This window comes from Sphingopyxis italica, assembly GCF_011926545.1.
GTDB lineage: Bacteria > Pseudomonadota > Alphaproteobacteria > Sphingomonadales > Sphingomonadaceae > Sphingopyxis > Sphingopyxis italica.
The window spans coordinates 799,896-824,299 of record NZ_JAATIT010000001.1 but is presented as its reverse complement, the minus strand read 5'-3'; the positions used below and the strand labels follow the sequence as shown (position 1 = coordinate 824,299).

At 62.4% G+C, this 24,404-nt stretch carries 23 protein-coding genes; 15 read left to right on the top strand and 8 right to left on the bottom strand.

Annotated elements, in window-relative coordinates:
* Both GGR90_RS03600 and GGR90_RS03595 read left to right on the top strand, forming a co-directional pair.
* Positions 1-2,013 (top strand): conjugal transfer protein TraG, encoded by a 2,013-nt coding sequence (locus tag GGR90_RS03600; RefSeq protein WP_037557577.1) that lies wholly within the window; start codon positions 1-3, stop codon positions 2,011-2,013.
* Positions 2,010-2,447 (top strand): hypothetical protein, encoded by a 438-nt coding sequence (locus GGR90_RS03595; protein ID WP_037557578.1) that lies wholly within the window; start codon positions 2,010-2,012, stop codon positions 2,445-2,447. Before GGR90_RS03600 ends, GGR90_RS03595 begins: the two co-directional genes overlap by 4 nt.
* Here GGR90_RS03595 and GGR90_RS03590 read toward each other — a convergent pair.
* The 4 genes from GGR90_RS03590 to GGR90_RS03575 are packed head-to-tail and all read right to left on the bottom strand — an operon-like array spanning position 2,423 to position 4,783.
* On the bottom strand, positions 2,423-3,412 hold the full coding sequence (locus GGR90_RS03590; RefSeq protein WP_082639844.1) for a JAB domain-containing protein: 990 nt from the start codon (positions 3,410-3,412) through the stop codon (positions 2,423-2,425). The genes GGR90_RS03595 and GGR90_RS03590 overlap by 25 nt on opposite strands.
* The gene (locus GGR90_RS03585; protein ID WP_037557579.1) at positions 3,361-3,834 is read right to left on the bottom strand and encodes a hypothetical protein; all 474 of its coding nucleotides are present in this window, start codon (positions 3,832-3,834) and stop codon (positions 3,361-3,363) included. Before GGR90_RS03585 ends, GGR90_RS03590 begins: the two co-directional genes overlap by 52 nt.
* 41 nt (positions 3,835-3,875) lie before the next feature.
* Positions 3,876-4,208, bottom strand: coding sequence for a hypothetical protein (locus GGR90_RS03580; RefSeq protein WP_037557580.1), 333 nt, complete (start codon positions 4,206-4,208; stop codon positions 3,876-3,878).
* Between the two features lie 59 nt (positions 4,209-4,267).
* Complete coding sequence (locus tag GGR90_RS03575; protein ID WP_081933239.1) at positions 4,268-4,783, bottom strand: helix-turn-helix transcriptional regulator; 516 nt, start codon at positions 4,781-4,783, stop codon at positions 4,268-4,270.
* 208 nt (positions 4,784-4,991) lie between these two features.
* Here GGR90_RS03575 and trbB point away from each other — a divergent pair, with 208 nt between their 5' ends.
* Genes trbB through GGR90_RS03520 form a run of 11 tightly spaced genes read left to right on the top strand, consistent with a single transcriptional unit; the run spans position 4,992 to position 14,251 of the window.
* The gene (gene trbB / locus GGR90_RS03570) at positions 4,992-5,975 is read left to right on the top strand and encodes a P-type conjugative transfer ATPase TrbB (RefSeq protein ID WP_037557689.1); all 984 of its coding nucleotides are present in this window, start codon (positions 4,992-4,994) and stop codon (positions 5,973-5,975) included.
* On the top strand, positions 5,972-6,304 hold the full coding sequence (locus GGR90_RS03565; RefSeq protein WP_037557582.1) for a TrbC/VirB2 family type IV secretion system protein: 333 nt from the start codon (positions 5,972-5,974) through the stop codon (positions 6,302-6,304). Before trbB ends, GGR90_RS03565 begins: the two co-directional genes overlap by 4 nt.
* Complete coding sequence (locus tag GGR90_RS03560) at positions 6,304-6,573, top strand: VirB3 family type IV secretion system protein (protein WP_037557583.1); 270 nt, start codon at positions 6,304-6,306, stop codon at positions 6,571-6,573. Before GGR90_RS03565 ends, GGR90_RS03560 begins: the two co-directional genes overlap by 1 nt.
* The gene (trbE, locus tag GGR90_RS03555) at positions 6,570-9,023 is read left to right on the top strand and encodes a conjugal transfer protein TrbE (RefSeq protein ID WP_037557584.1); all 2,454 of its coding nucleotides are present in this window, start codon (positions 6,570-6,572) and stop codon (positions 9,021-9,023) included. The genes GGR90_RS03560 and trbE overlap by 4 nt, the downstream gene beginning before the upstream one ends.
* Entirely contained in the window at positions 9,020-9,736 is a 717-nt protein-coding gene (gene trbJ, locus GGR90_RS03550) for a P-type conjugative transfer protein TrbJ (protein ID WP_037557585.1), read from the top strand. Before trbE ends, trbJ begins: the two co-directional genes overlap by 4 nt.
* Before the next feature lies 1 nt (position 9,737).
* Positions 9,738-9,980: a putative entry exclusion protein TrbK-alt gene (gene trbK-alt / locus GGR90_RS03545; RefSeq protein ID WP_037557586.1), complete on the top strand. Its 243-nt coding sequence runs from the start codon at positions 9,738-9,740 to the stop codon at positions 9,978-9,980.
* 4 nt (positions 9,981-9,984) lie between these two features.
* A complete protein-coding gene (trbL, locus tag GGR90_RS03540; protein WP_167919398.1) occupies positions 9,985-11,265 on the top strand; it encodes a P-type conjugative transfer protein TrbL in 1,281 nt (426 codons plus the stop codon).
* A gap of 4 nt (positions 11,266-11,269) precedes the next feature.
* Positions 11,270-11,953, top strand: a complete 684-nt coding sequence (gene trbF, locus GGR90_RS03535) for a conjugal transfer protein TrbF (RefSeq protein WP_167919396.1) — start codon at positions 11,270-11,272, stop codon at positions 11,951-11,953.
* A complete protein-coding gene (trbG, locus tag GGR90_RS03530) occupies positions 11,950-12,804 on the top strand; it encodes a P-type conjugative transfer protein TrbG (RefSeq protein ID WP_167919394.1) in 855 nt (284 codons plus the stop codon). Before trbF ends, trbG begins: the two co-directional genes overlap by 4 nt.
* Positions 12,801-14,033 carry a TraB/TrbI/VirB10 family type IV secretion system protein gene (locus GGR90_RS03525; RefSeq protein WP_381448600.1) on the top strand — a complete coding sequence of 411 codons (1,233 nt, stop codon included), beginning with the start codon at positions 12,801-12,803 and terminating at the stop codon, positions 14,031-14,033. The genes trbG and GGR90_RS03525 overlap by 4 nt, the downstream gene beginning before the upstream one ends.
* Complete coding sequence (locus GGR90_RS03520; protein WP_167919392.1) at positions 14,030-14,251, top strand: DUF2274 domain-containing protein; 222 nt, start codon at positions 14,030-14,032, stop codon at positions 14,249-14,251. Before GGR90_RS03525 ends, GGR90_RS03520 begins: the two co-directional genes overlap by 4 nt.
* A gap of 356 nt (positions 14,252-14,607) precedes the next feature.
* Here GGR90_RS03520 and GGR90_RS03515 read toward each other — a convergent pair whose 3' ends face one another.
* Positions 14,608-15,420, bottom strand: coding sequence for an alpha/beta hydrolase (locus GGR90_RS03515; protein ID WP_037557590.1), 813 nt, complete (start codon positions 15,418-15,420; stop codon positions 14,608-14,610).
* Positions 15,421-16,350: 930 nt separating this feature from the next.
* Here GGR90_RS03515 and GGR90_RS03510 point away from each other — a divergent pair.
* Positions 16,351-17,385, top strand: coding sequence for an MlaA family lipoprotein (locus GGR90_RS03510; protein WP_161786577.1), 1,035 nt, complete (start codon positions 16,351-16,353; stop codon positions 17,383-17,385).
* Positions 17,386-17,576: 191 nt separating this feature from the next.
* On the top strand, positions 17,577-17,810 hold the full coding sequence (locus GGR90_RS03505; protein ID WP_152567707.1) for a hypothetical protein: 234 nt from the start codon (positions 17,577-17,579) through the stop codon (positions 17,808-17,810).
* A 399-nt stretch (positions 17,811-18,209) separates the two neighbouring features.
* On the opposite strand, the gene GGR90_RS03500 is transcribed toward GGR90_RS03505, so the two are convergent.
* From GGR90_RS03500 to GGR90_RS03490, 3 genes are all read right to left on the bottom strand, one after another.
* The gene (locus tag GGR90_RS03500; RefSeq protein WP_137752008.1) at positions 18,210-21,146 is read right to left on the bottom strand and encodes a TonB-dependent receptor; all 2,937 of its coding nucleotides are present in this window, start codon (positions 21,144-21,146) and stop codon (positions 18,210-18,212) included.
* Positions 21,147-21,816: 670 nt separating this feature from the next.
* Complete coding sequence (locus tag GGR90_RS03495; RefSeq protein WP_037557592.1) at positions 21,817-22,794, bottom strand: alpha/beta fold hydrolase; 978 nt, start codon at positions 22,792-22,794, stop codon at positions 21,817-21,819.
* Entirely contained in the window at positions 22,791-24,395 is a 1,605-nt protein-coding gene (locus GGR90_RS03490; RefSeq protein WP_231729160.1) for a flavin-containing monooxygenase, read from the bottom strand. Before GGR90_RS03490 ends, GGR90_RS03495 begins: the two co-directional genes overlap by 4 nt.
* Positions 24,396-24,404 lie beyond the last annotated feature (9 nt).

Here is a 24,404-nt window from a genome sequence, read left to right as displayed (position 1 = left end):
ATGAACGACAAGATCCTCTGGGGACAGATTACTGCGGTCGGTTCGATCGTGATCTTCGCGGTCTGGGCAGCAACGCAGTGGACCGCGGGCGCGCTTGGATTTCAGCCGGCGCTCGGCGCGCCCTGGTTCCGCATCGGTGACTATCCGGTCTATCCGCCGCCCGCCTTCTTCTGGTGGTGGTTTGCCTATGATGCCTATGCGCCGCCGATTTTCTACCGCGGCGCCATGATCGCGGCGTCGGGCGGCTTCGCCTCGATCATTGTCGCGATTTCCATGTCGGTGTGGAGGGCCCGTGAGCGGCAGCGCGCCGAGACCTATGGTTCAGCGCGCTGGGCCGAGGCTGGCGATATCCGCCGCGCAGGCATGCTCGACGAGGCTGGGGTCATCTTGGGGCGCTTTGGTCGGAGCTATCTTCGCCATGACGGCGCCGAACATATCCTATGCTTCGCGCCGACACGGTCGGGCAAGGGCGTCGGGCTTGTCGTGCCGACGCTGCTCACCTGGCCGGGCAGCTGCATCGTGCATGACATCAAGGGCGAGAATTGGCAGCTGACGTCGGGGTTCCGGGCCCAGCATGGGCGCGTCCTGCTCTTCGATCCCACCAATATCGCGTCGGCCGCTTACAATCCTCTCCTCGAAGTGCGGCGCGGCGCGTGGGAGGTGCGCGACGTCCAGAATGTCGCCGACGTACTTGTCGATCCGGAAGGCAGCCTCGAGAAGCGCAACCATTGGGAGAAAACGAGCCACTCGCTTCTCGTCGGAGCCATCCTGCATGTTCTTTATGCCGAAGAGGATAAATCGCTCGCAGGCGTCGCGGCCTTCCTCTCCGATCCGCGGCGCGGTATCGCCTCGACCCTGCGCATCATGCAGTCGACGGCACATCTCGGCGAGAAGGGTATCCATCCCGTCGTCGCGGCGGCGGCGCAGGATCTGCTCAACAAGTCGGCCAATGAGCGGTCGGGCGTCCTTTCGACCGCCATGTCCTTTCTAGGGCTTTACCGCGACCCCGTCATCGCTGCGGTGACGCGGCGGTCGGACTGGCGCATCGCCGACCTTGTGGCGGGGGAGACGGCGACCTCGCTCTATCTCGTCGTGCCGCCCGGCGACATCAGCCGCACCAAGCCGCTCATTCGTCTGATCCTCAATCAGATCGGGCGGCGGCTCACCGAGGAACTTAATCCGCGTGCGCGGTCGCAGCGCCTTCTTCTCATGCTCGATGAATTTCCGGCGCTGGGGCGGCTCGATTTCTTCGAGAGCGCGCTCGCCTTCATGGCCGGCTATGGGATCAAGGCGTTTCTGATCGCCCAGTCCTTGAATCAGATCGAGAAGGCTTACGGCCAGAACAACGCCATCCTCGACAATTGTCACGTCCGAGTCAGCTTCGCGACAAACGACGAGCGGACGGCCAAGCGGATCTCGGACGCGCTCGGCACCGCCACCGAAATGCGCGCAATGAAAAATTATGCCGGGCACCGGCTATCGCCCTGGCTTGGCCATCTGATGGTCTCGCGGACCGAGACGGCCCGCGCCTTGCTGACGCCCGGCGAGGTCATGCAACTGCCGCCCGATCAGGAAATCGTCATGGTCGCCGGCGTCGCGCCGATCCGGGCGAGCAAGGCCAAATACTATGCCGACCCCCGATTGATGGCGCGGATCCTGCCGCCGCCCGCGCCGCCGCAAGTCGGCGAAAGCCGTCCCGACGACTGGAGCGCGTTGGAACGACCGAAAGACCTGTCCGGCGGGAAGGTCGAGATCGCAGTTCATGATGAGATCCCCGATGCGAGCGACGGCGAGGAGGACGATAGCGACGCCAACAGCGGTATCCGGCAGGAGCCGGCGATGGCCGACCATGAGAATATCGTATCTGAGGCTCGCCCGGATGTCAGCGAGTTCGATTTCGCAACCGAGGAACGAGAGGATGACCCCGTCCGCGAGCGCAAGGCGATCGACGGTGCGATGCGCCGCGGCGCCCGCCTGGCGTCGCAGGATCCGGACGACGGGATCGAACTATGAGGAAGTCGTCGGTCAAGCGGACCTTCCGGATCGATAGCGTGCTGGCGCGCCAGCTCGACGAACGCGCGAGCAGCCGCCGCATCACGCGCACCGACATCGTCGAGGCCGCGCTCGCATCTTTGCTCACTCCCGATCATGAGGAGCGACTTGAGGCCGTGCTGACGCGGCGGCTCGATCGGCTGTCGCGGCAACTCGACCGGCTCGAATGGCATGTCGAATTGTCGAACGAAGGCTTCGCGCTGTTCGTCCGCTCCTGGCTGATCAACAATCCCCCGCTCCCTGACGCGGCACTCCGGGCGGCGCAAGTGACTGGCAAGAAACGGTGGGAGGCCTTTGTCGATTCGCTGAGCCGCCGGATGGAGCTCGGGCCGAAGCTTGGTGACGAATTGTCCCGCGACGTGGACGGCGATCATTCGTCGCCCGCCGCGAAATAGGCCAGGAGGCGTTGCGCGAGATCGGGGGCCAGCCGGATGAAATTGCGTCTTCCGTCGTGGCGATCCGGCTCCCGCGCCAACAGTCCCTCGTCGCAAAGGCGCTGCAGCAGCCTGAGGGCCGTCGTTCTCGGAAGGCCCGACGCGATACAAAGCGAGCTGGTCGATACTGATTTCGCCGCTGCCTCATGGATGAAGAGATCGATGAGCATATCCCAAGCCGGTTCGCCGAACAGGCCTTCTGCGCCGACAAGTTGTCGGCGCAGAAGGCGCCGCCGCCATACGCGCTGCGCGTTGGCGAGCGCCAACTCGGCATCGGGTGAGTTCCGCCAATCGGCAATTCTGTCGCGAAGTAGCGTGCCGGGCGAAGACGTCCGACCGGAGGCAGGTCGTCCCCGGAGGATCATCCGATGCCCTCGGAGCGCGACAATGATATGTTCCAGCACCTCGACGTCGAGCGCTTGTCCGATCGTAGCCAGGCGTTCAGTTGCCTCGATATCGCACCGGCTGGGCGCTGGGTCGCCACTAGGATGGTTATGGACGAGAATGATCGCGGCGGCGTCGAGTTCGATCGCTCGCCGAAATATCGTGCGGGGATAGATTGCGAGATGGCCGAGCGTTCCGCGCTGTAATTGTTCATCCGCGATGAGGCGATGCGACGGGTCAAGGAACAGCACGCGCAGCGCCTCATCGGGAAGCGCGCCCATCGATGCCCTGAGATAACGCAGCAATTTGGGATTGTCGGGGTCGATGCCGCGACCGCTCAGCTCTTCGCGCATGGCCTCCAATGTCGCGCACCGTGCGGCGACGAGCATCGCGCCGACCGGGCTGTCCTTGCCGAGCGTTCGCGCCAGCGCTTCGGGGGACTGGGCGAAAAGGCGTGCGAGTGTCCGATGTTCCGCGAGCAGTCGCTCGGCTAGGGACTCGCAATGCTCGGGATCGATGGCCGCGACGAGATCTGCCAGCATGGCTCGTTGGCGCCGCGCGCCAGCCGACGCTGGTGGCGCCAGGTTGCGAGGATGAGGATCGCCGGCACCGGCCAGGACGTCGCCACCTGCATCGCGAGATAGGCTGCCGGATGCAGCGCCACGTCGAGAATCCGGCTCGAGTGCGCAAGGAGCGGGACCATGTGCAAGACGGCGATGCACATGGGCCAGAAGCGATGCGCAAACAGCGCGAGCGTGACGGTGGATGCGGCTCCAAACAGGTCGATCGCGAGATGACCGGTGTCGAGTGAAGCGAAGGTCGGCGGAACGAACAGGTGGAGCAATTGATCCAAGCCCACCATCGTTGCTGCGATCGCCGCCATCGTCCGTTCCGGCCCGCCGCCCTTCCAGGCGGCATAGCCGACAGCAACAGCCAAGAAAGCGAGAAACAAGGCGATGCGCATGCCCTGAAACTTTCACGGCTGTCGCTCCCGGTCAACCGGCGTCAGGCTGCGGCCGCCCGCACGCTCGTTCCCGCCTCCGCGATCGACGGGCATTCATGGAGGTCATAACCCGCCGTCTCGCGCCCGATATCGGCGAGTTCGCCATGAACCCGCAGAATATCGCCGCTGACATCGACCAGCGCCATTTGCGCCTTCATCAATCGGCGGATCGTTGCCTGCCCTCTGGTCGCCGGCACCCCGGCGGTGTCGCGCCGCGCGGTGACGACGCTGGTCATCAGCGAAGACACTGCGATGAGTGCATCGTCGATCCTGACTTCGGCGGCGGGTACGTCGCGGATCAGACGGGCTGCCGTGATTGTAAGTGCTTGGGACATGACTTCTCCTCTGCCGGAAGCATCGCTCCGGCCTATTGGTGACAGACAGGATGAAAGGATCAGCCGGAAATCAGACGGGTGAGCGTTTCACCGATCGTCACCCCCGCCAGCGTCAGCAGGATCAATCCGGCGAACATCGCCGCCATGATCCAGACTTTGCTCGAACGCGCGTGATCGCGCCTCCAGAGACCCTTGAACGGCGGGTCGACCGCATTGGGATGCTTGGCGAGCGATGCATGATCGTTCAGCGCCAATGCGGCCGGCTCTCCGTCCGGGAAATCGGATGGCATCAGTCTGGCCTGCGGCGGTAGTATGATCGGATCCCATGGTATTCGGTCATAGGTCCGTTTGAGACGCGCATAGCGGACGGCCGCCTCGGCTCTACTGTCCGCTCCCAGAATATCGCGCGCGGTCGTGAGCCTGAGATCGACGGCCTGTTTCGAGATGTCGAGCCGCCGCGCAATCTGCTTTGAGGTCTGATGCTCAAGCACAAGATCGAGACAAGCGCGCTGCTTGTCCGTGAGCCGCGCCCAGCACAATTCATCCTCTGACGGCTGCGACACCGAATCAGTCATTGTTACACTGTTGTCAAAATCGGGCGTTTCACAAGTTCCACCATGATTTTTATCCGTTCCGATGCGGATCGACCTACGCCACGGCCTGTCTTTCTACGAGACGGTACGACGGCGCGAAAACCTTGTTGAATTTGGGTTTTCTCTGCGTCTCTTACTCATCCCCGTCGAGCCGGGCATCATCGCCAAGGCTCATGAAACGGGGTTCCCGATGGGCGCAGAACCAATCCGGCTGGAGGCACGTCACCGCAGCGCGCGCATGCTGCGCACCGCGATGGGCGGTGCGATCGCGGATTGGCTCGCCGACCGCGAGGTCATCGAAATCATGCTCAATCCCGACGGTCGGCTGTGGGTCGACCGCCTCGGCCAAGGGATCGAGGACAGCGGTGAAACACTGAGCGCCGCCGATGGCGAGCGCATCATTCGTCTCGTCGCGCATCATGTCGGCGCCGAAGTGCATGGCAGCGCGCCGCGCGTATCGGCCGAGCTGCCCGAAGGAGGCGAGCGTTTCGAGGGATTGTTGCCGCCGGTCGTTGCCGCGCCGACCTTTGCGATCCGCAAACCGGCAATCGCGGTCTTCACGCTCGGCGATTATGTGAACTCGGGCATCATGTCGGCGGATGCTGCGGACATACTTCGCTGCGGCGTGCGTGACCGGCTCAACATCCTCGTTGCGGGCGGCACCGGGACCGGCAAGACGACGCTGACCAACGCGTTGCTCGCCGAGATTGCGGGCAGCCGCGACCGGATCGTGTTGATCGAGGACACGCGCGAACTGCAGTGCGCGGCGCCCAATCTCGTCGCGATGCGCACCAAGGACGGTGTCGCATCGCTGTCCGATCTCGTCCGCTCCTCGCTGCGCCTCCGGCCCGACCGCATTCCGATCGGCGAGGTGCGCGGCGCCGAAGCGCTGGATCTCCTGAAAGCATGGGGCACAGGTCATCCCGGCGGTGTCGGAACAATCCATGCCGGGAGTGCGCTTGGCGCGCTGCGCCGTATGGAGCAGCTCATCCAGGAAGCCGTGATCACCGTCCCGCGCGCTCTTCTCGCCGAGACGATCAATCTGGTCGCCGTGCTCGTCCGCGACGGAACGGGCCGGCGCCTCGCCGAACTCGCCCGCATCGACGGGTTCGACCGGCTGAACCTCGAATATCGGCTGACCCCGCTCATCACCCCTGAAGGAGAAAATCGATGATCCATGCTCTTCGGCATGGCGCACGGCGCGCCATGCTCTGTTCGACCGCGATGTTCGTTGCGCTTGCGGTATCCGCGCCGGCCTATGCCGGCGGCTCGTCGATGCCGTGGGAAGCGCCGCTGCAGTCGATCCTCGAGAGCATCGAGGGTCCGGTCGCAAAGATCGTCGCGGTGATCATCATCATCGTGACCGGTCTCAGCCTCGCCTTCGGCGACACGTCGGGTGGGTTCCGCCGGCTGGTCCAGATCGTGTTCGGCCTGTCGATCGCCTTCGCTGCATCGAGCTTCTTCCTGTCCTTTTTCTCCTTCGGCGGCGGAGCGCTCGTGTGATGAGCCGGGAAGGGGAAGTGCCGGGCTTCTTTGCTCCGGTTCACCGGGCGCTCGCCGAGCCGATCCTCCTCGGCGGGGCGCCGCGCAGCCTCGCGATCGTCAACGGCACGCTCGCGGGCGCCGTCGGTCTCGGCCTCCGGCTCTGGATCGTCGGCGTCGCGATATGGGCGGTCGGCCACACCCTCTCGGTCTGGGCCGCCCGCCGCGACCCGCAGTTCGTCGACGTCGCCCGGCGTCACCTCAAATATCCCGTCTGGATGCGCTCATGATGAATCTCTCCGAATATCGCACGAAATCCGCCCGCCTCGCCGATTTTCTCCCTTGGGTCTGCCTGGTGGCGGAGGGCGTGGTGCTGAACAAGGACGGCGCGTTCCAGCGCACGGCGCGCTTCCGCGGCCCCGACCTCGACAGCGCCACGCCCGCCGAACTCGTGGCGGTCACCGCGCGCCTCAACAGCGCGCTGCGGCGCCTCGGGTCGGGCTGGGCAGTCTTCGTCGAAGCCCAGCGTGTGCCCGCGGTGACCTATCCGGTGTCCGAGTTCCCCGATGCGGTGTCCGAGCTGGTCGATGTCGAACGCCGCGAGCAGTTCCGCGAGGAAGGCGCCCATTTCGAGAGCTTCTATTATCTGACCCTCTTGTGGATGCCGCCGGCAGAGGAAGCGGCGCGCGCCGAGTACTGGCTCTATGAGGGCCGCTCGAAGACCGGCGTCGACCCCAAGGAATTGCTGAAAAGCTTCGTCGATCGCACGGGGCGCATGCTCCATCTCGTCGAGGGCTTCATGCCCGAGGCCGAATGGCTGGATGACGGCGAGACATTAACCTACCTCCACAGCTGTGTCTCGACCAAGGTCCAGCACGTCCGGGTGCCCGAGACGCCTGCCTATCTCGACGCGCTGCTCGCCGACGAAGCGCTCGTCGGCGGGCTCGAGCCGCGGCTCGGCGATCATCATCTGCGCACCCTCACCATCACCGGCTTCCCGAGCGTCACCTTCCCGGGCCTGCTCGACGAATTGAACCGCCAAGCGTTCGCCTATCGCTGGTCCTCGCGCGCCATCATGCTCGACAAGACCGACGCGACCAAGCTGCTGACCAAGATCCGGCGGCAATGGTTCGCCAAGCGCAAGTCGGTCGCCGCGATCCTCAAGGAGGTGATGACCAACGAGGCCTCTGTCCTGATGGACAGCGATGCCTCGAACAAGGCGGCCGACGCCGACATGGCACTGCAGGAGCTTGGCGCCGACGAGGCGGGCATCGCCTATGTCACCGCGACGATCACCGTCTGGGATCGCGATCCGGCGCTCGCGGCCGAGAAGCTGCGCCTCGTCGAGAAAATCGTTCAGAGCCGCGACTTCACCTGCACGGTGGAAGGCGTCAATGCGCTCGAGGCCTGGTTCGGGAGCCTCCCCGGCCATGTCTATGCCAATGTTCGCCAGCCCCCGATTTCCACCCTTAATCTTGCCCATCTCATTCCCTTGTCGGCGGTGTGGGCGGGGGCGGAACGGGACGAGCATTTCGGTGATGCCCCCTTGCTTTACGGCAAGACCGAAGGCTCGACCCCGTTCCGCTTTTCGCTGCACGTCGGCGACGTCGGTCATTGCCTCGTCGTCGGCCCGACGGGTGCGGGCAAGTCGGTCCTGCTCGCGCTGATGGCGCTCCAGTTCCGCCGCTACGAGGGCAACCAGATATTCGCCTTCGATTATGGCGGTTCGATCCGCGCCGCGGCGATTGCCATGCGCGGCGATTGGCAGGATCTTGGCGGCGCGCTGCACGATGCCGGCAGCGCCGGGTCGGTCGCTCTGCAACCGCTGGCGCGCATCGACGAGGCCGCGGAGCGCGCCTGGGCAGCCGAATGGCTCGCCGCCTTGCTCGCGGGCGAAGGGGTCGACGTCGATCCGGCCGCGAAGGAGCATCTCTGGTCGGCGCTCACGTCGCTCGCGACGGCGCCAATCCGCGAGCGCACGCTGACCGGTCTTGCCGTCCTGCTCCAATCGCAAGAGCTGAAGCTCGCGCTTTCGCCCTATCTCGTGGGCGGTCCCTGGGGACGGCTGCTCGACGCCGAGGCCGAGCATCTTGGCGATGCGCGTGTTCAGGCGCTCGAAACCGAAGGGCTGGTCGGCGCCTCGTCGGCGGCCTCGGTCCTCGCCTATCTGTTCCACCGCATCGAGGGCCGCCTCGACGGCTCACCGACGCTGATCATCATCGACGAAGGCTGGCTCGTGCTCGACAGCCCCGCCTTCGCGGCGCAGCTGCGCGAGTGGCTGAAGACGCTCCGCAAGAAAAATGCGAGCGTGATCTTCGCGACGCAAAGCCTCGCCGATATCGAGGGCTCGCGCATTGCGCCGGCGATCATCGAGAGCTGCCCGACACGCATTTTCCTGCCCAACGAACGCGCCGCCGAGCCTCAGATCGCGCGGGTCTATGAACGCTTCGGGCTCAACGATCGCCAGATCGAGATATTGAGCCGCGCAACGCCGAAGCGCGACTATTATTGCCAGTCGCGACGCGGCAACCGGCTGTTCGAACTCGGCCTCGGCGACATCGCACTCGCTTTCACCGCTGCCTCTTCAAAGACCGACCAGATCAAGATCGGCGAGCTGATCGAGACGCGCGGCCACGCCGATTTTGCCGAATTCTGGCTGCGTCACCGCGGCCTCTATTGGGCCGCCGATCTGCTCGCGAACCTCGAAACCCCCGACCAGCTGAAGGAGTCCTTTTTATGAAGAATGTGAAGAACCGCGTGCTGCTTGCTGCCCTGCTCGCCGGATCGACCTTGATCGCGAGCGGAGTGACTGTTCCCGCCGCGGCGCAGATCGGCGGCATCGTTCACGATCCGCGCAACTATGCGCAGAATATCCTGACCGCCGCGCGCACCCTCGAGCAGATCAACAATCAGATCTCCATGCTGCAAAACCAGGCGACGTCGCTGGCGAACGAGGCGCGCAATCTGACCAGCCTGCCCGTCTCGACGCTGAAGGAATTGCAAGGCCAGGTCGATCGCACCCGCCAATTGCTGAGTGAAGCGCAGCGCGTCGCTTATGACGTCGGCGATATCCAGACCGCTTTCGATGCCCGCTACAAGGGCGCAGCCTTGTCGGGGCCGCAGGCCGCGATGGTCGCCAACGCCGAGGCGCGTTGGAACGACAGCGTCGGCGCGTTCCAGGATGCGATGAAGGTGCAGGCCGGCGTCGTCACCAACATCGGCGGCACGCGCCAGTCGATCGGAACCCTCGTCTCGGCGAGCCAGTCGGCGACCGGCGCCTTGCAGGCGGCGCAGGCGGGCAACCAGATCCTCGCCGTCCAGTCGCAGCAGATCTCCGACCTCACCGCCGCTCTCGCCGCGCAGGGCCGGGCGCAGATGCTCGACGCGGCGCGCAGCGCCGCCGCCGAGGCCGAAGGCCGCGAGCGCTTCCGCCGCTTCCGCAAAGGCAATTGAGATGGGCCGGGCGGCGAAGATAGCGGCGGTCGCGGTGCTGGGCGGCCTGCTCATCACGCTGGCAATTCTGCATGCGTCATCGCCGCCTACGCCTCGTGCGCCCGCCCCCCCGATCTCCGCGGCGGGCGCACACCCGGCAGCCGCCGACGTGGCCGAGCGCTGCCGCACGGTCACGGTCGCCGATGCGGACTGTGAAGCGGCCTGGGACGCCAGGCGCCGCCATTTCTTTGGACAGAAGGACTAGCCCGATGGAAGACACCGGCGTTATCGACCAGTTTCTGGCGGTCTTCTCGACTTATATCGACAGCGGCTTCGGGCTGCTCGGGGGCGAAGTCGGCTTTCTCTCCTCGACCCTCATCGTCATCGACGTGACGATTGCCGCGCTGTTCTGGGCGTGGGGCACCGACGAGGACATCATCCAGCGGCTCGTCAAGAAGACGCTCTATATCGGCGTCTTCGCCTTCATCATCGGCAACTTCCAGGCGCTGGCCGTCATCATGCTCGAAAGCTTCGCTGGCCTCGGCCTTAAGGCGAGCGGCGGCGCCATGGCGATCGGCGACTTCATGCGTCCCGGCGTCGTCGCCGCGACCGGCATCGATGCGGCGCAGCCCCTGCTCGATGCGTCGGCGGACCTCGTCGGCCCGGTCGGTCTCTTCACCAACTTCGTGCAGATCATGATCCTGCTGATCGCCTGGGTGATCGTCGTCCTCGCCTTCTTCATTCTCGCGGTGCAGGTCTTCGTTACCATCTTGGAATTCAAGCTGGTGACGCTCGCGGGCTTCGTGTTGCTGCCGTTCGCCTTCTTCGGCCGCACCGCCTTCATGGCCGAACGCGTGCTTGGCCACATCATATCCTCGGGCATCAAGGTGCTCGTCCTCGCGGTGATCACCGGCATCGGGGTGACCCTGTTCGACCGCTTCATGCAGGCCGGCCTCGGTCCGGAGCCTGACATCGAACAGGTCATGGCGATCGCGCTCGGCGCACTGACGCTGCTCGGCCTCGGCATCTTCGGCCCATCGATCGCGAACGGTATCGTTGCAGGCGGTCCGCAACTCGGAGCAGGGGCCGCCGCCGGCACCGCAGTCGCCGCAGGCGCAACGCTTGCCGCCGGGGCGGCTGGCGCGACCCTGGCCACCGGCGCGGCTGCCGCAGCAGCGCGCGGTACAGCTGCCGCAGGTGCGCGCAGTGCGGGGAGCGCATCGGCTGCTTATGCGGCGGGCGCGGCCGGGAAGAGCGGGGCGAAGGCCATCGGCGGTGGACTTGCGAATGTGGCGCGTACCGCAGCCAGCGGCGCAGCTTCACCTGTTCGCAGCATGGCCGAACGGGTTCGCGCGAATTTCGCGGCGAGCCGTGCCGGTCCCGCCGATAGCGCGGCGCCAGCGCAAGCCGCGAGCGCGCCTCCGGCCTGGGCGGCCGCAATGCGGCGGCGCCAGTCGGTGACCCATGGCGCGACCATCGGCGCGCAGACCCTCAAGAGCGGCGACAGCCACGGGGCCGGCTCGGCGCCGAACATCAGCGAAAAGGACTGATCCCATGTTCAAAAGACCCACCAATCATTACGGACGCGCGCCCGAGCCAGTCACGCCCTACCAGCGCGCCGCGCAAGTGTGGGACGATCGGATCGGATCGGCGCGCGTCCAGGCAAAGAACTGGCGGCTCGCCTTCTTCGGCTCGCTGATCATCTCCGGTGGTCTTGCCGGGGGCCTCGTCTGGCAGTCGGCCCGCGGGACGATCACGCCCTGGGTCGTCGAGGTCGACAAGCTTGGTGAAGCGCGCGCGGTCGCGCCCGCCGACGGCGATTATCAGCCGACCGATCCGCAGGTCGCGTTCCATCTCGCGCGCTTCATCGAGCATGTCCGTTCGATCCCCGCCGATCCGGTCGTGCTGCGGGCCGACTGGCTCAGCGCTTATGATTTTACGACCGCGACCGGAGCGCAGGCGCTCAACGATTATGCGCGCACCAACGATCCCTTCGCCGAGGTCGGCAAGGTCCAGGTCGCGGTCGATGTTTCGAGCGTCATTCGGGCTTCGAAGGACAGCTTCCGCATCGCCTGGAGCGAGCGCCGTTATCAGGACGGCAGCCTGATCGAGCGCTCGCGCTGGTCGGCGATCGTGACCGTCGCGATCCGGCCGCCACGCACGCCCGACGCGCTTCGCCGCAACCCGATCGGGCTGTTTGTCAATGCTATCAACTGGTCGAAGGAACTCAGCCAATGAGGAAATTTCATTCGTTTTCCGTCGCGGTCGCGGCCGCCTTCTTGCTGACGGCCTGGCCGGCCCAAGCTAGCGATGCTGCGGATCCCCGCCAGCGGGTCGGCCGCGCTAACGCCGAAGCGCGCGTGCAGCCCGACCCCCAAGGCTATCGCAATGCGATCCAGCAATATCCCTGGTCGGAAGGCGCGTTGTTTCAGGTCTACACTGCGCCCGGCCAGGTCACCGACATCGTGCTGCAGGAAGGCGAGCAGCTTGTCGGTCCGGGACCGGTGGCTTCGGGTGACACGGTGCGCTGGATCATCGGCGACACGGTGAGCGGCGCCGGAGCCAAGCGCCGGGTTCATATCCTCGTGAAGCCAACGCGGACCGACATCACCACCAATATGATCATCAACACCGACCGGCGCACCTATCATGTCGAGCTCCGCGCGACGGCCGCCACCTATATGGCTTCGGTTTCCTGGACCTATCCTGCCGATGAGCTCATCGCGTTGCAGGCCGCGGAGGCGGACGCGGCCAGGGCCGCGCCCGTGGCCGGAGGCATCGATTTGGCGGCGCTCAATTTTCGCTATCGCATCGCGGGCGACAAGGTCGCCTGGCGGCCAGTGCGCGCCTTCGACGACACGCGCCAGCTGTTTATCGAGTTCGGCGAGGGCGTTGAAACGGGCGACATGCCGCCGCTTTTCGTGATCGGCGGGAGCGGTGAGGCCGAGCTCGTGAACTACCGGGTACAGGGGCGCTACATGATCGTCGACCGCCTTTTCGAGCGCGGCGAACTCCGCTTGGGCGCCGGAAAGCAGGCGCGTGTCGTCCGCATCGAGCGTGAAATGCCGCGCCGCCGGGGGCGGTCGTGACCGGGCCGGCAAGCGAGGCGGTGGCGCCCGCCGACGCGCCGGAAGCGGGCGAGCGCACGGCGCCCGGCCCGGAGCTCGATCCTTTTCGGCTACGCGGCGACACGCCGCGGGTCATGCGGCTTTCGCGCAAGACGCTCGCGATGATCGGCGCTGCAGGCGGCACCGCGATCGGCGGCGCTCTGTTCTGGGCGCTGCAACCCGTAGCCCCGAAGACCGCCGAGAACCTCTACACGACCGAAGGAGCGAACCGCGCCGAAGTCGTCACCGGTGCGCCCGCCGACTATGGCAAGGTGCCGAAGCTCGGACCGCCGCTACCCGGCGATCTTGGGCGGCCGATCGTCTCGGCGCAGCAGAGCGGCGAAACGATCCCGGTGCCGCCGATGGGAAATCCGCCCGCCGGCGGGCGCTCGCCCGCCGACGAGGCGCGCGATCGGGCGCGGCTGGAGCGCGAGGCCGCCACGGCGAGCCGGATATTCCTTGGAGGAGGGAACTCGGGCGCGCCGGTGGCGGACGCGCAGCGTGGATCGATCGAACCGTCCGCCGCGACCATGTCGGCACCCGAAGGCGGCGCGCGGACTCCGGCGGCGGCGCGGCGCGCCTTTCTCGCGGGCGGCTCCGCCGAGCCGTTCGAGAGCGCCGAGCGCTTTCATGCGCCTGCTTTGCCATACATCCTCCAGGCCGGAAGTCTCATTCCGGCCGCGCTGATCACCGGGATCAGGTCCGACCTTCCCGGACAGGTCACGGCGCAGGTGACCCAGAATGTCTATGATAGCCCGACCGGTCGCATTCTCCTCATTCCGCAGGGTGCCCGGCTGATCGGCGACTATGACAGCGAAATCTCCGCGGGGCAGGAACGCGTCTTGCTGGCCTGGAACCGGCTGATCCTGCCCGGTGGCCGATCGATCAGGCTCGATCGTCAGCCCGGCGCCGATGCGCGGGGCATGGCGGGGCTTGCCGATCGCACCGACCATCATTGGGGGTCGATGCTGCGCGCGGCGCTCGTCTCTACGTTGCTCGGCGTCGGAGCCGAACTTGGCTCGGACGGGGATGATGCGCTCGTGCGGGCGCTTCGCGACGGGCCGCAGGATACGGTCAACCAATCGGGACGGCGGCTCGTCGAGCGCCAGATGAACATCCCGCCAACCCTCACGATCCGCCCCGGCTTCGCTTTGCGGGTCCTTGTCACACGCGATCTGATACTCGAACCGCCGGCGGGAGCGGCCCCATGAGCAAGCTGCGCCTAGGCCCCATCGTCGACGACAAGCCCGTGAAGCTGTCGATCGAATTGCCGGGATCCCTCCATCGCGAATTGCTCGTCTATGCCGAGGTGCATGCGAAGGCTAATGGCCTCGCGGCGCCTATGGCGCCGGAAAAGATCGCGGTGCCGATGATCGAGCGCTTTATCGCGACCGATCGTGGATTTGCGACGGAACGGCGGCGGCGCTGAGTGTCTGCGGCGTCATCCTCACGTCGGTCAGGCGTGATCACCCATATGTGTTCGTTCAAACCGCTGGCGGCGGTGCGCCAAAAAAAAGACGCCCGCGCGATCGAAACCGTGCGGGCGTCAGATGAAGATCTCTGTTTCCTGAAAGGAAGAGCTCTTCTGGGTCGCACCGCGCGGATAGCGTCGCGAGCCGACCGATAATTGTACGGCAGCGCCAAAAGATACCCTGGAGCTCAAACCGTTGTCGGCTTTCGGTTAGTTTCAGTCAGAAACCCGGCGATCTCCGATCGGCCAAGACCAGCGATTCCCCTGAGTAGCGAACATTCCGGGGAGAGGGGGTCATTTCTTGCCCTATTTGCTCAAAGAATTCCTGTGTCCTTTAGCCAATCTTCCACGAGCGTCGGCCATCGCTCAACGGGATGACGCAGCGGGCGCATGGCGAAGGCGTGCCCTCCCTTGGCAAAGAGATGGACTTCCGCTGGAACACCTGCCTCGTCCAGCGCTCGCGCATAGACTATGCTATTGCAAATCGGATCGACGGGATCGTCCCAAGCCTGAAGAAGAAATGTTGGCGGGGTCATCTTGGTAACTTTGATACCAGGATCAAGCGAGCCCCCCGATCTGCACAGGTGGCCTGGGAACATTGCGATGGCAAAATCGGGCCGGCTGCTCACTTTGTCTATTTCGTCGACCGGCTCATAAGCAGGTTCGAATATATTGCTGGTCTGCGCGACCAGATACCCTCCGGCTGAGAAGCCTATGACACCGATCTTGCGGGGGTTGATCTTGAGCTCGCTGGCGCGCGAGCGCACCAGGCGTATCGCACGCTGGGCGACCTGCAACGCAAGGAGGTGCTTGGGCGTCACTGCACAATGGCAGTCTTCATCATAATGGTGGCCGCTTTTGGGAACATGGTATTTGACGAGCACGCAAGTGGTGCCTCTTGAAGTCAGCCAGTCGCGAACTTCACTACCTTCCAGATCGATCGCGAGCTTGGAGAATCCTCCGCCGGGAAAAACCAGCATCGCTGTGCCATTGCCTGGTTGTTGGGCGGGAAACACCGTGAGAGTGGGCACAGTGACGTTGAAGGCGCCGGTAACCGGACGTCCGGCGAAGCGTTTCGGATTCGTTGCCGTTTCGCTATACTCTGGAGGAAGTTTGACATCCTCCATGTTCGGCGCCGCTCCAGGCCACGGTGGCGTCTGCTGATGGCCCGCTGGGGTTGCCACACGCCCTCCTCCCTGCCCTCAACGCTTGCCGTCTCGGGCATCTTTGTCGGGCCCTTAGCGTCAGGATCACGCGTCTCGGCCTCGCTGCAGCCAACAACGAAGCCTTGAAAGCACAAAAGGCCTGCTGGAATCACGCTTCGCTGCAATGAAATTCCGAACCGCCCCACATTCCGCATTTTCCTGCTTCCTCACCTCGGATCGCCACCGGAAAAATTTCTCCTGACGACATCCAACCCTTAATTGACCGGGTGACCAAAGGATGATTTCTCGGGCTAGCGTCCAATTTTTTTAGGGACATGCCGTGGGTCGGCGATCAATCTCGCTAAACACGCGCCGCGCCTTTGAAGCCGCAGCGCGGTTGTCTGAACAACCTGAATAGTTCGATCGGGCAAGCACTGCTCGCGTCTCAGGCAGGGTGCGATACTTTCGTCATCGGGTTGCGCAATGTGGTTGGGGGCAAAGCATTGATCCGGAGCATGTTCGGCTCGCTCTTGACGGCGGTACTGTTGCTCGCGCTGAGACCGGGCGCGTCCGCAGAGTTAGTTTTCGAGCCGCTTCCGCCCAGCCCGGAACTAAGCGACCGTCGGCAAAGTGCCTATGCCGGGTCCTCCAGCGAAAATCGTACCTGATAGAACAGGTTGGTCCCATTGCCCGTCCGTACGGACGTTGCTGGGCTAAACGGCAGGCCGAGCTTCTTTATGTTTCCCTACTCATGGGGGAGTATTAAAGCTGGATTGGCCGCATCGTGGGTCAGCTGACATGGGTCGATGGAGGGAGCGTCGTCGGTCGTCGTTTCGGGCCCTTGGCCGAAGCAGGAGTTTGGCAAATGGAATTAATGTTCGCCCCTCTCATGGTGGCGGGATCGCGCGCGCGATGAGCCCTGCAACCGTCGCCGCGCTTCTGTTTCTGTCCGGGGTAGCGCCGCCTCCGACCGACCTCGCATCCGAAAGCCAGACTGAGACCGAGTTGCAGCGGGTAGATGATCCCTCGGCCCCACCCGAGCCGCCGATCGTTGTGCCAGCACTCGGCAACACCCCGCATCCCTCTTTAGCCGCGCCAGCAACCTCCGACGACGAGACTATGGCCGAAATGCCCTCGGCGCCCCATGATATTGTGGTGACGGCCCGTGGCGATGCGCCGCCGGGAGATCCGCTTCAAGCGGTCAATATTGCCTCTTATCGGGCGGTCCAGTCGATCGATGCGGCGCTCGTGGCCCCAGTCGCGATGGGCTATCAAGGTATCGTACCCGAACCTGTTCGCGACGGGCTGGGCAATGCACTGCGTAACCTCAGCGAACCCGTCAATTTTCTGAACTTCCTGTTACAGTTCAAGATCGGCAAGGCTGCCGAGACGCTCGGCCGTTTCGCCGTAAACACGACATTTGGTGTCGGCGGCCTTTTCGATGTCGCGAAGACAATGCCTTTCAATCTGCCTTACCGACGCAACGGCTTTGCCAATACATTGGGTTTCTACGGCGTCGAGCCCGGTCCCTATTTCTATCTTCCGCTTATCGGGTCGACGACATTGCGCGATCTGGCGGGCAACAGCATTGACTTGCTCGTCGTGCCGACCGCGGTCGGCGCGCCTTTCGACCGCACGGCATATGCCGTTCCGACAACTGTGGTCAGGCAACTCAATGACCGCATCGAGGGCGACGCTCAAATCCAGCGCTTGCAACAGGAAAGCCTTGATCCCTATGTCGAGACACGGACCCTCTATCTGGAACTGCGCAAACGCGAAATCGACGCATTGAAAGTTAGGCGCAGCGACCGCAATGGCGAGGCTGGACCTCAAACAGAAATCACGGTCAGCCAGACCGGGCCCTTGTCCGATCCAGAAGGTCTCATCTCCGTCGGCCCCCTTGAACTCGAGACGCCGACCTCGGACGGTTTGCCACCGCGACCTTAACGCCAATGATGCACATTTGGCGGGCGCGCAGAGAAGCCAAAGCGCTTCGAAATTTTGCTCGCACGGAACTCAAGCCGTCAACTGCAATCGCCGCGGTGAATCTCAATAAGCTTCCTCGCTGAAGTTTGGTCTTCCGGTTTCGGACGTGTCGAGACAAATGCCCACAACCGCTATCGGTTCGGCCATCGCGGATGAGTTTTTCGATCATGAACGCGTGCCTCGCGCTGTCTCCGACTGGCGTTCCCGAACTCGCCGATGGTCCCATGTCAAATGCTCGTCGCTTTGCGTGGGAACCGCTGGGCCTTCGCGTGGCAAGATGCGCCGCGCGTCAGATGGGTGTTTTGCTCGCCGAATGGCTCAATTACCGCGCAAACCAGGCTGCCAGATTGGGATCTGGATATCTCTTTTCTGTTCAAAAATTATAGGTTCGCAAGCAAGCTTGGGAATATCGTGATCGATGCGGCGGCCAAGAGTGTCATGCTGCACTCGGCAATCAGGGGCCACAAACCGCCGCGATGATCGTGCCGCCTCCGAACGCTGCCGGATTGATCGCGAGCTCGCGGTGCCGGAGACCAGCGTGCTTCCTACAAGTGCCCGTGGGCAACGGTCAGCGCGCCGTTCGCGTCGGTCGCATGCGACATCGCAAGCACAGGCCGCGAAATTCGGAGATCCTTGAGATGGCTCCAGATGACTTGCCTCTTTCCGTCGCAGATGCCCCCGTTTGGTGCCTTGGGCCTGGCGCATGGAAACCGGCGTCGGAGAAGGTTCCCCCGTCTCTCCGACGCCGCGATTTCTATGCGAGTTAGATTGGAACCGCTAAATCGTCAGAATTTTGCTCCGATGGCGACACCATAACGCCGCGGATCAAGAGTATAGATGTTTGTAAAATTACCGGAAGATGCATCGGTGACATAAAGTCCGGTAACCGAGTTGCTATCGAAAATATTCTGAACGAACCCCCGGACAAACCAGCGCTCGTCGGCGCCATTCAACTGTAAAACCGCATTTGCCTGGACGAAAGGTTCGATACGATTAATCCTGCCGTTGAAGATATTGCCATATTGCTTTCCGGTAAGGGAAATGTCGACGCGGGGGACGAGTGTCATACCATTCCCAACCTCTGCCGTGTACTGCACGCCCATCGAGACCTTGACATTCGGCGCTTGGGGCAATGTGTTGCCCTTGATGTTAACCTCGACGCCAGGACTCAATACCTGGATCCCGCTGTTCGCAGGGATAGCGCTCGCGAGGACACCGCAAATGCCGAACGCGCCGCTGGAGGCGATATTGCCGTCCGAAGGAAATTCCTGCGGTGCGCGAAGGCCGAGAGCCGCATTTACTCCCGCAACGAACGCATCAGCAACGCCAGGCGCAGGTCCCGTGACAGCGCAGTGCGCACCATTGCTGATGTCCTTGATAATCACGGCATCAGGATCTCCGCCGCCCGGATCACGCGGATTGGAGAAGAATTGATCGCCGGCGACCTTGGCATTGAGATAGCTGAAGGACAGATTGATAAGCCAGTTCGGGTCCGGCCTGATGACAGACTCCAGTTCGACACCCCAGATATTGGCGTCAACCGTGTCATTCACAGACGTTCTTGCCACGATGCGGCTGAGCTGCAGTCCACTATATTTGTAGTAAAATGCGGTGGCATTCAGTTGCAACGCGCCGTTTGCGAAGACGTTCTTGGAGCCAATCTCGAAGGCATCGATCGATTCAGAGCCGAAACTCTCGCTGACGGCGAAAATCGGAGAAAGCGGAGGATTGATACCGCCGGATTTGTAACCCCTCGAGTAAGATGCATAGAGTGAATTGTCCGGCGTAACCTCGAAGGCCAGAACTGCTCGTCCGGTAATTTCGTCGAAGCTTACTTCGCGAAACTGGGCGAGCTGTTGGCCCGGTGTCCCCGGGTCGGCATCGAAAAGTCCAGACGGCCCGGTGAGAGGCGTTATCGGGGTATCGAACGGATCTCCATCGTTGGCATAAGGGTTCAGGAAACTGATCAGTGTCGTACGCGCCGTTACATCCTTCTTGTCATTGTTGTAACGCAGCCCCCCGGTCAACGTCAGCCGGTCGCTTAGATCGAAATAGACCTCGCCGAAAATCCCATAGCTCTCCAGATTCGATTCCAGCGAGTTGTTCCGATACATCGACGTCGCGAAATAGGATGGCGGAAGGCCGCCCGACAAGGAGCCGAATGAACCCAATATGGCACTGGCGTAATCGAGCGCAAACGAGTTCACATAATAGCTATTGTCGGTGGTTTTCGATTTCGCGTAAATTCCCCCCAACAGGAAATTGAACGGCCCGTCGAAGTCACTCGTAAGGATGAGCTCTCCGCTCCACGATTCGCGTTGTTCCGAAGATCGATCGAAAGAAAGCGGCGTTTCGGAACACAGCGAGTTCCCTTCGAAAGCGCCTCTGCTTCCATCATCATTATCCGAGGTGCACAGCACGCCCTGCGGACCGTCCGGGATGAGAGCGCCGGCAATCGGCGAAAAATAGGCCGAGGAGCCGGGAATGAAGGCCGGCGCCGGCGGAGCAAGACCCGTCGGCAATCCGTTAGCCGCAAAAAAGGCCAGCGTATTGAGCGCCGGGGCGAAACCGGCACGGCTTTGAATTCCAAGAAAATAGTCCTGCCTGGAATCGACTTCAGTATCCTGATAAATGCCGGTGGCCGTCAGGGTCATCGCGCCGAATTTTTGCTCAAGGCGCGCCTGCACCTGTAGCTCTTCCGCAAAATAGAAGGGCGTATAGGCCGTGTTGACGACACGCACATCGCCAGGCTCCTGAAACCCGGAAAACCCGTCAGGGCCATAAAGGCTGCCAAGGCCGAGTACGGCGGGAATGCCCTGAATGGCGAAGAACTCGGAAGAACTGAGCGTCGCACCGACCGTGGAATTTGCGTTCGTGGTATCGAAATCACGTCGATTGTTCAGGCATCCGAGCACGCCCAATGGATCGCGTTGGCACGTTTGTTTCTGGTTTCTGAGGCGCGTGTCCTTTTCCCGGAAATAATAGCCCATGAGATCGATCGTCGTATCAGGACCGGGCTCGAAACGAAGTGAGCCTCGCAACGCGTAAAGGTCCCGAGTGTCGATGTCCGATCCATCATAAAGATTCGTCGTATAACCGTCGCGGTTCACATATATGCCCGCCAGTCTCACGCCGATCATATCCCCGATCGGGACATTGACCATGCCACGCGCTTCGATGCTGTTGAAATTGCCATACTCGAATTGCGCTTCAGCCTCGAAACGGGAGAGTTTGGGTTTCGCGGTCACGACATTCACGACCCCGGAGGTCGCATTCCGACCGAACAGGGTGCCTTGAGGTCCGCGAAGGACTTCAATCCGTTCCAGATCGAAATATTCGGTCTCGAACAGGCGTGTTCCGAACAAGGGTGATCCATTGACATGAATTGCGGTCGCAGCATCGCAGGTGACGCCGACGCACAGGTCGCCAACGCCGCGAATAGTGAATGAAGCTGAGGTGAAATTGCCTTTCGAGAAAGATACATTGGGCAGCGTCAGCTGTAGATCCGAGGCATTTTCGATCTGCTGGCTTTCAAGCGCCTCAGCGCTGAATGCGCTGACAGCTATCGGCACGTCTTGCAAGCTTTGCGCCTGACGTTGCGCCGTCACGACGATGACATCGTTACCGCCATCTGGCTCTTCAGCTATGGCTTCCTGAGCATTTGAGACCTGTGGCAACGCCATCAGGACGGCGCTTGCCAACAAATAAGCTTTGTTATTCATCACCCTTCTCTCCCTGTCTCGATTTTTTAGTTTCTTACGCGAACCCGTCCTTTTCCCCGGTAGTCGATGTTCAAAAATGGGGCAGCTCGCCGAGCTGCCCCGAGTTTGAGAGGTGGCCAGAAGGAGATTTCCGGAGAGGAAAAGATTCTCGCCGCCCGGCTTGAAGCTGAGCAGTTTTTCGGTATTTGGTAAAGAACTTTATTATGGCACTTTATTATATTGCTCGGGGCGCTGGGAGGTGTTCCATCTCAGATCCGAAGAAATCAGTTTATACATCCGATGCTTGCTGTCAGCGCTTCAGCCTTGGCACGGTCGAGCGCGCGCCGACGACTTTTGGATGCGGCTGCGGTACGGCACGCCCGATCCCGAGCGCATGTCCCGCCGAAGCTGGACAGCCTTTTGTGGCTCCATGACCTTGCCTTGCTGTTTGCCTCGGAAGGCATATCGACCAACTGTGCCACGATAGATTTCTTTGTGGCGCCAAGCAACACAGGCAAGAGAAGAAGATCTAAACAGAACATATGAACTCTGCTTGGTTATTTCTGCCTCGGCCTTAGTATTTATGTCTTGCTGTGCAAAAGAGGCCTCATCGTTTAACTAAATGTTGGATCGGCAATTCTCGCATCGCCATTACGGTCGCATGCAACCATAAAATCGCGCTAGACGTTGCTCAAGTCGGCGCTTCCCAAAGCCGGAGAAGGCTCCTCAACGCGGTGACAAAGGCCAGCGGCTGGTCGAGCATCAGATGGTGGCGGGCTTGAGGCACGGCAATGATCGGAATGGCTCCTCCCCCCAGTTCACGAACATATGCCACGGAATCCCGGTTGAAGAGCTGGCTCTCCTCGCCGTGAACGATAGCCTTGCGGCCCGGCGCGTTCACTAGGCGCTCGCCGATGGTGAGCCACTCGTCGGGCCGGTTGCTCCTCCGGAACACTTCGGGAGAGAATTTCCACGTCCAACCCTCCCCGTCACGCCGCAGAGAATGAAAGGCCATATAGTCCAAAAGAAATGGCTCACCGACAGGCTGGGGTGGGGAAAGGACGTATCGACTGCGCGCCGCGTCGTAGCTGGGATAGCGACTTTTGGCTTTGTCCGGGTCGCCGGATCCGGGGCTGGCGCGGCGGAGATTCCAATACGCTTGCAAGAGCGCAGGTCGCATGACCATCAGGTCGCAAACCACAATGCCGGAGAAGGTATCGGGCGATTGGGTGACGGCCGTCAACGCTGCGCCAGAACCGAAACTGTGGGCAATGATCGTGGGCTTGTGGCCATCCGCAAACAGTCCAAGCGCTTCGGCAATTTCGCCGAACTCGCGCCCCCTGGCCAAGGGGTCGGCGTGCCCTCGCATTTCGCTGTCGCCCATGCCGGCAAGATCGAAGGCCACCACATCATAATCTTCGGCCAGAAACGGCGCGATGAAGGAAAAGCAGCGGGCATGCGAGAGAAAACCGTGCGTCATCAGTACCTTGGGTTTCGCCCGGTCGCCCCAGCGAAAGTAATGCGCTTTGGCACCCTCGATCTCTACATAGCCTTCCTCGCGCGGCACCCTGAGAGCGGAAACGAACCATTCGGGCAGATGCGAACCATCGCCCGCCCAGAGAGCGTCGATGTCCTCGGGGCAATCTTCAATCTTTACCGCCTCGTTCATATTGTTGGGCCGTCCTTGCGTGTGAGTTTTTCGAAAGCGAAGCCAGCATAGCTGCCGGCCGCCTCTTCGTCGCAGAGCGCGGCATAGCCAGACACGCTCGGAAAATTGATGAGCTGGCGCTTCTTTCCCGGAATATTCGCGCCCATGTACCATGAGGCCGCCTCGGGAAAGAGCGTCATCGCGCCAGCCGCGGCAACCATTTCAGTCCAGCCAGTTTCGGCAGCCGGTTTGCCCTCGAAAAGATCGATGTCCCTCCTACGCAACCAGACCATGAAATCGCAAATCCAGTCGCCCTGTATTTCCGCGCTTGTCGGGCCATTGGCGAAACCCGACGGGCTGAGAGGACCATAAGCGAACAACATGTTGGGAAAACCCGACACCGCCATGCCGAGATAGGCGCGCACACCGTCTTCCCACGCCTGCCAAAGGGGAAGCCCCTCCCTCCCGGTGATGTTCATGTCGATCAACCCGCCACGCCCGGCATCGAAGCCGGTCGCAAAAATGATCAGATCGCATTCGACCTCACCGTCTTCCATCTTGATGGCCTGGGGCTCGATACGGATGATCGCGTTTGCCTTCAGATCGACCAGCGCGACATTATCCTGCTCGAAAATTTCATAATATCCCTGTTCGAGCGAGGGTCTTTTCGTGCCGAAAGGATGCGGCGGCTCCGCAGGCGCAAGTTTCTCGGCCAGAACGGGGTCGATAATCCGCGCGAGAACCTTTTTGCGCCAGAACTCATAGGCGTAGCGGTTCGCTTCGCGATTGGTCAGTATGTCGGCAAAGTTGTTGTACCAGAATTTGAGGCCGCCCTGCCGCCACAGGGTCTCGAAATGGTTGTTGCGCGTCGTGGCGTCTACATCGAGCGCGGAGATGTCAAGCGACTGGCATTCGAATCCCCCGTTCGTTCGCTTGCGCCGAACAAAAATGGCGGGATAGCCCTGCTTATCACGCTGCTGAATGTCTTCGGTAAGCCGTTCCTGGCGCATGGGCAGGCCCAGAATAGGAGTCCTCTGAAACAAGGTCAGCTTTTCTGCGCATTTGGCGGCCTCCTGCGCGATCTGCACTCCGCTCGCACCAGTGCCGATGACGGCGATCCGGCGGCCCGAAAGATCGATACCCTGTTGCGGCCATCGCGCCGTGTGACACCAATCGCCTTCGAACGCCGCGATTCCTCGCATATCGGGAATATACGGCTTCGATGCGAATCCCAAAGCGGGCAGAAGGAAGTGTGTCGATATTCCTTCCCCGCCCTCAAGCTGCAGGCGCCACCGTCGTCCCTCTTCATCGAACCTTGCGCTTTGGACCCTCGATCCCATCCGCATAAGCGGCCAAAGGCCCAGCGTATCGCAAACATGCCGGAAATAGGCTCTGAGCTCCTTCCATCCGGGAAAGCGCTCGCTCCAGGCCCATGATTTCCAAACCTCGGGTATCGAAAACTCATAGAGCGGTACCTGCGAGTCCACGCGGGCACCGGGATAGCAATTCCAGTACCAAATGCCGCCGGGCTGGGCGGCCGCATCTACCAGCAGCACCTTGAACCCGGCGTCACGCAATTTGTGCAGCAGATAGATGCCGCTGAAGCCTGCACCGACGATCACGGCATCGTA

What these genes read in the sequence shown, in the direction of transcription:
- GGR90_RS03500 (WP_137752008.1), bottom strand. Translation starts at nt 21,146, where the DNA reads ATGAATAACAAAGCTTATTTGTTGGCAAGCGCCGTCCTGATGGCGTTG.
- trbE (WP_037557584.1), top strand. Translation starts at nt 6,570, where the DNA reads ATGATGAATCTCTCCGAATATCGCACGAAATCCGCCCGCCTCGCCGAT.
- GGR90_RS03495 (WP_037557592.1), bottom strand. Translation starts at nt 22,794, where the DNA reads ATGAACGAGGCGGTAAAGATTGAAGATTGCCCCGAGGACATCGACGCT.
- GGR90_RS03505 (WP_152567707.1), top strand. Translation starts at nt 17,577, where the DNA reads ATGAGTTTTTCGATCATGAACGCGTGCCTCGCGCTGTCTCCGACTGGC.
- GGR90_RS03585 (WP_037557579.1), bottom strand. Translation starts at nt 3,834, where the DNA reads ATGCGCATCGCCTTGTTTCTCGCTTTCTTGGCTGTTGCTGTCGGCTAT.
- trbF (WP_167919396.1), top strand. Translation starts at nt 11,270, where the DNA reads ATGTTCAAAAGACCCACCAATCATTACGGACGCGCGCCCGAGCCAGTC.
- GGR90_RS03515 (WP_037557590.1), bottom strand. Translation starts at nt 15,420, where the DNA reads ATGGAGGATGTCAAACTTCCTCCAGAGTATAGCGAAACGGCAACGAAT.
- trbG (WP_167919394.1), top strand. Translation starts at nt 11,950, where the DNA reads ATGAGGAAATTTCATTCGTTTTCCGTCGCGGTCGCGGCCGCCTTCTTG.
- GGR90_RS03520 (WP_167919392.1), top strand. Translation starts at nt 14,030, where the DNA reads ATGAGCAAGCTGCGCCTAGGCCCCATCGTCGACGACAAGCCCGTGAAG.
- trbL (WP_167919398.1), top strand. Translation starts at nt 9,985, where the DNA reads ATGGAAGACACCGGCGTTATCGACCAGTTTCTGGCGGTCTTCTCGACT.
- GGR90_RS03595 (WP_037557578.1), top strand. Translation starts at nt 2,010, where the DNA reads ATGAGGAAGTCGTCGGTCAAGCGGACCTTCCGGATCGATAGCGTGCTG.
- GGR90_RS03590 (WP_082639844.1), bottom strand. Translation starts at nt 3,412, where the DNA reads ATGCTGGCAGATCTCGTCGCGGCCATCGATCCCGAGCATTGCGAGTCC.
- GGR90_RS03600 (WP_037557577.1), top strand. Translation starts at nt 1, where the DNA reads ATGAACGACAAGATCCTCTGGGGACAGATTACTGCGGTCGGTTCGATC.
- GGR90_RS03575 (WP_081933239.1), bottom strand. Translation starts at nt 4,783, where the DNA reads ATGACTGATTCGGTGTCGCAGCCGTCAGAGGATGAATTGTGCTGGGCG.
- GGR90_RS03560 (WP_037557583.1), top strand. Translation starts at nt 6,304, where the DNA reads ATGAGCCGGGAAGGGGAAGTGCCGGGCTTCTTTGCTCCGGTTCACCGG.
- GGR90_RS03565 (WP_037557582.1), top strand. Translation starts at nt 5,972, where the DNA reads ATGATCCATGCTCTTCGGCATGGCGCACGGCGCGCCATGCTCTGTTCG.
- trbJ (WP_037557585.1), top strand. Translation starts at nt 9,020, where the DNA reads ATGAAGAATGTGAAGAACCGCGTGCTGCTTGCTGCCCTGCTCGCCGGA.
- GGR90_RS03510 (WP_161786577.1), top strand. Translation starts at nt 16,351, where the DNA reads ATGAGCCCTGCAACCGTCGCCGCGCTTCTGTTTCTGTCCGGGGTAGCG.
- GGR90_RS03580 (WP_037557580.1), bottom strand. Translation starts at nt 4,208, where the DNA reads ATGTCCCAAGCACTTACAATCACGGCAGCCCGTCTGATCCGCGACGTA.
- trbB (WP_037557689.1), top strand. Translation starts at nt 4,992, where the DNA reads ATGGGCGCAGAACCAATCCGGCTGGAGGCACGTCACCGCAGCGCGCGC.
- trbK-alt (WP_037557586.1), top strand. Translation starts at nt 9,738, where the DNA reads ATGGGCCGGGCGGCGAAGATAGCGGCGGTCGCGGTGCTGGGCGGCCTG.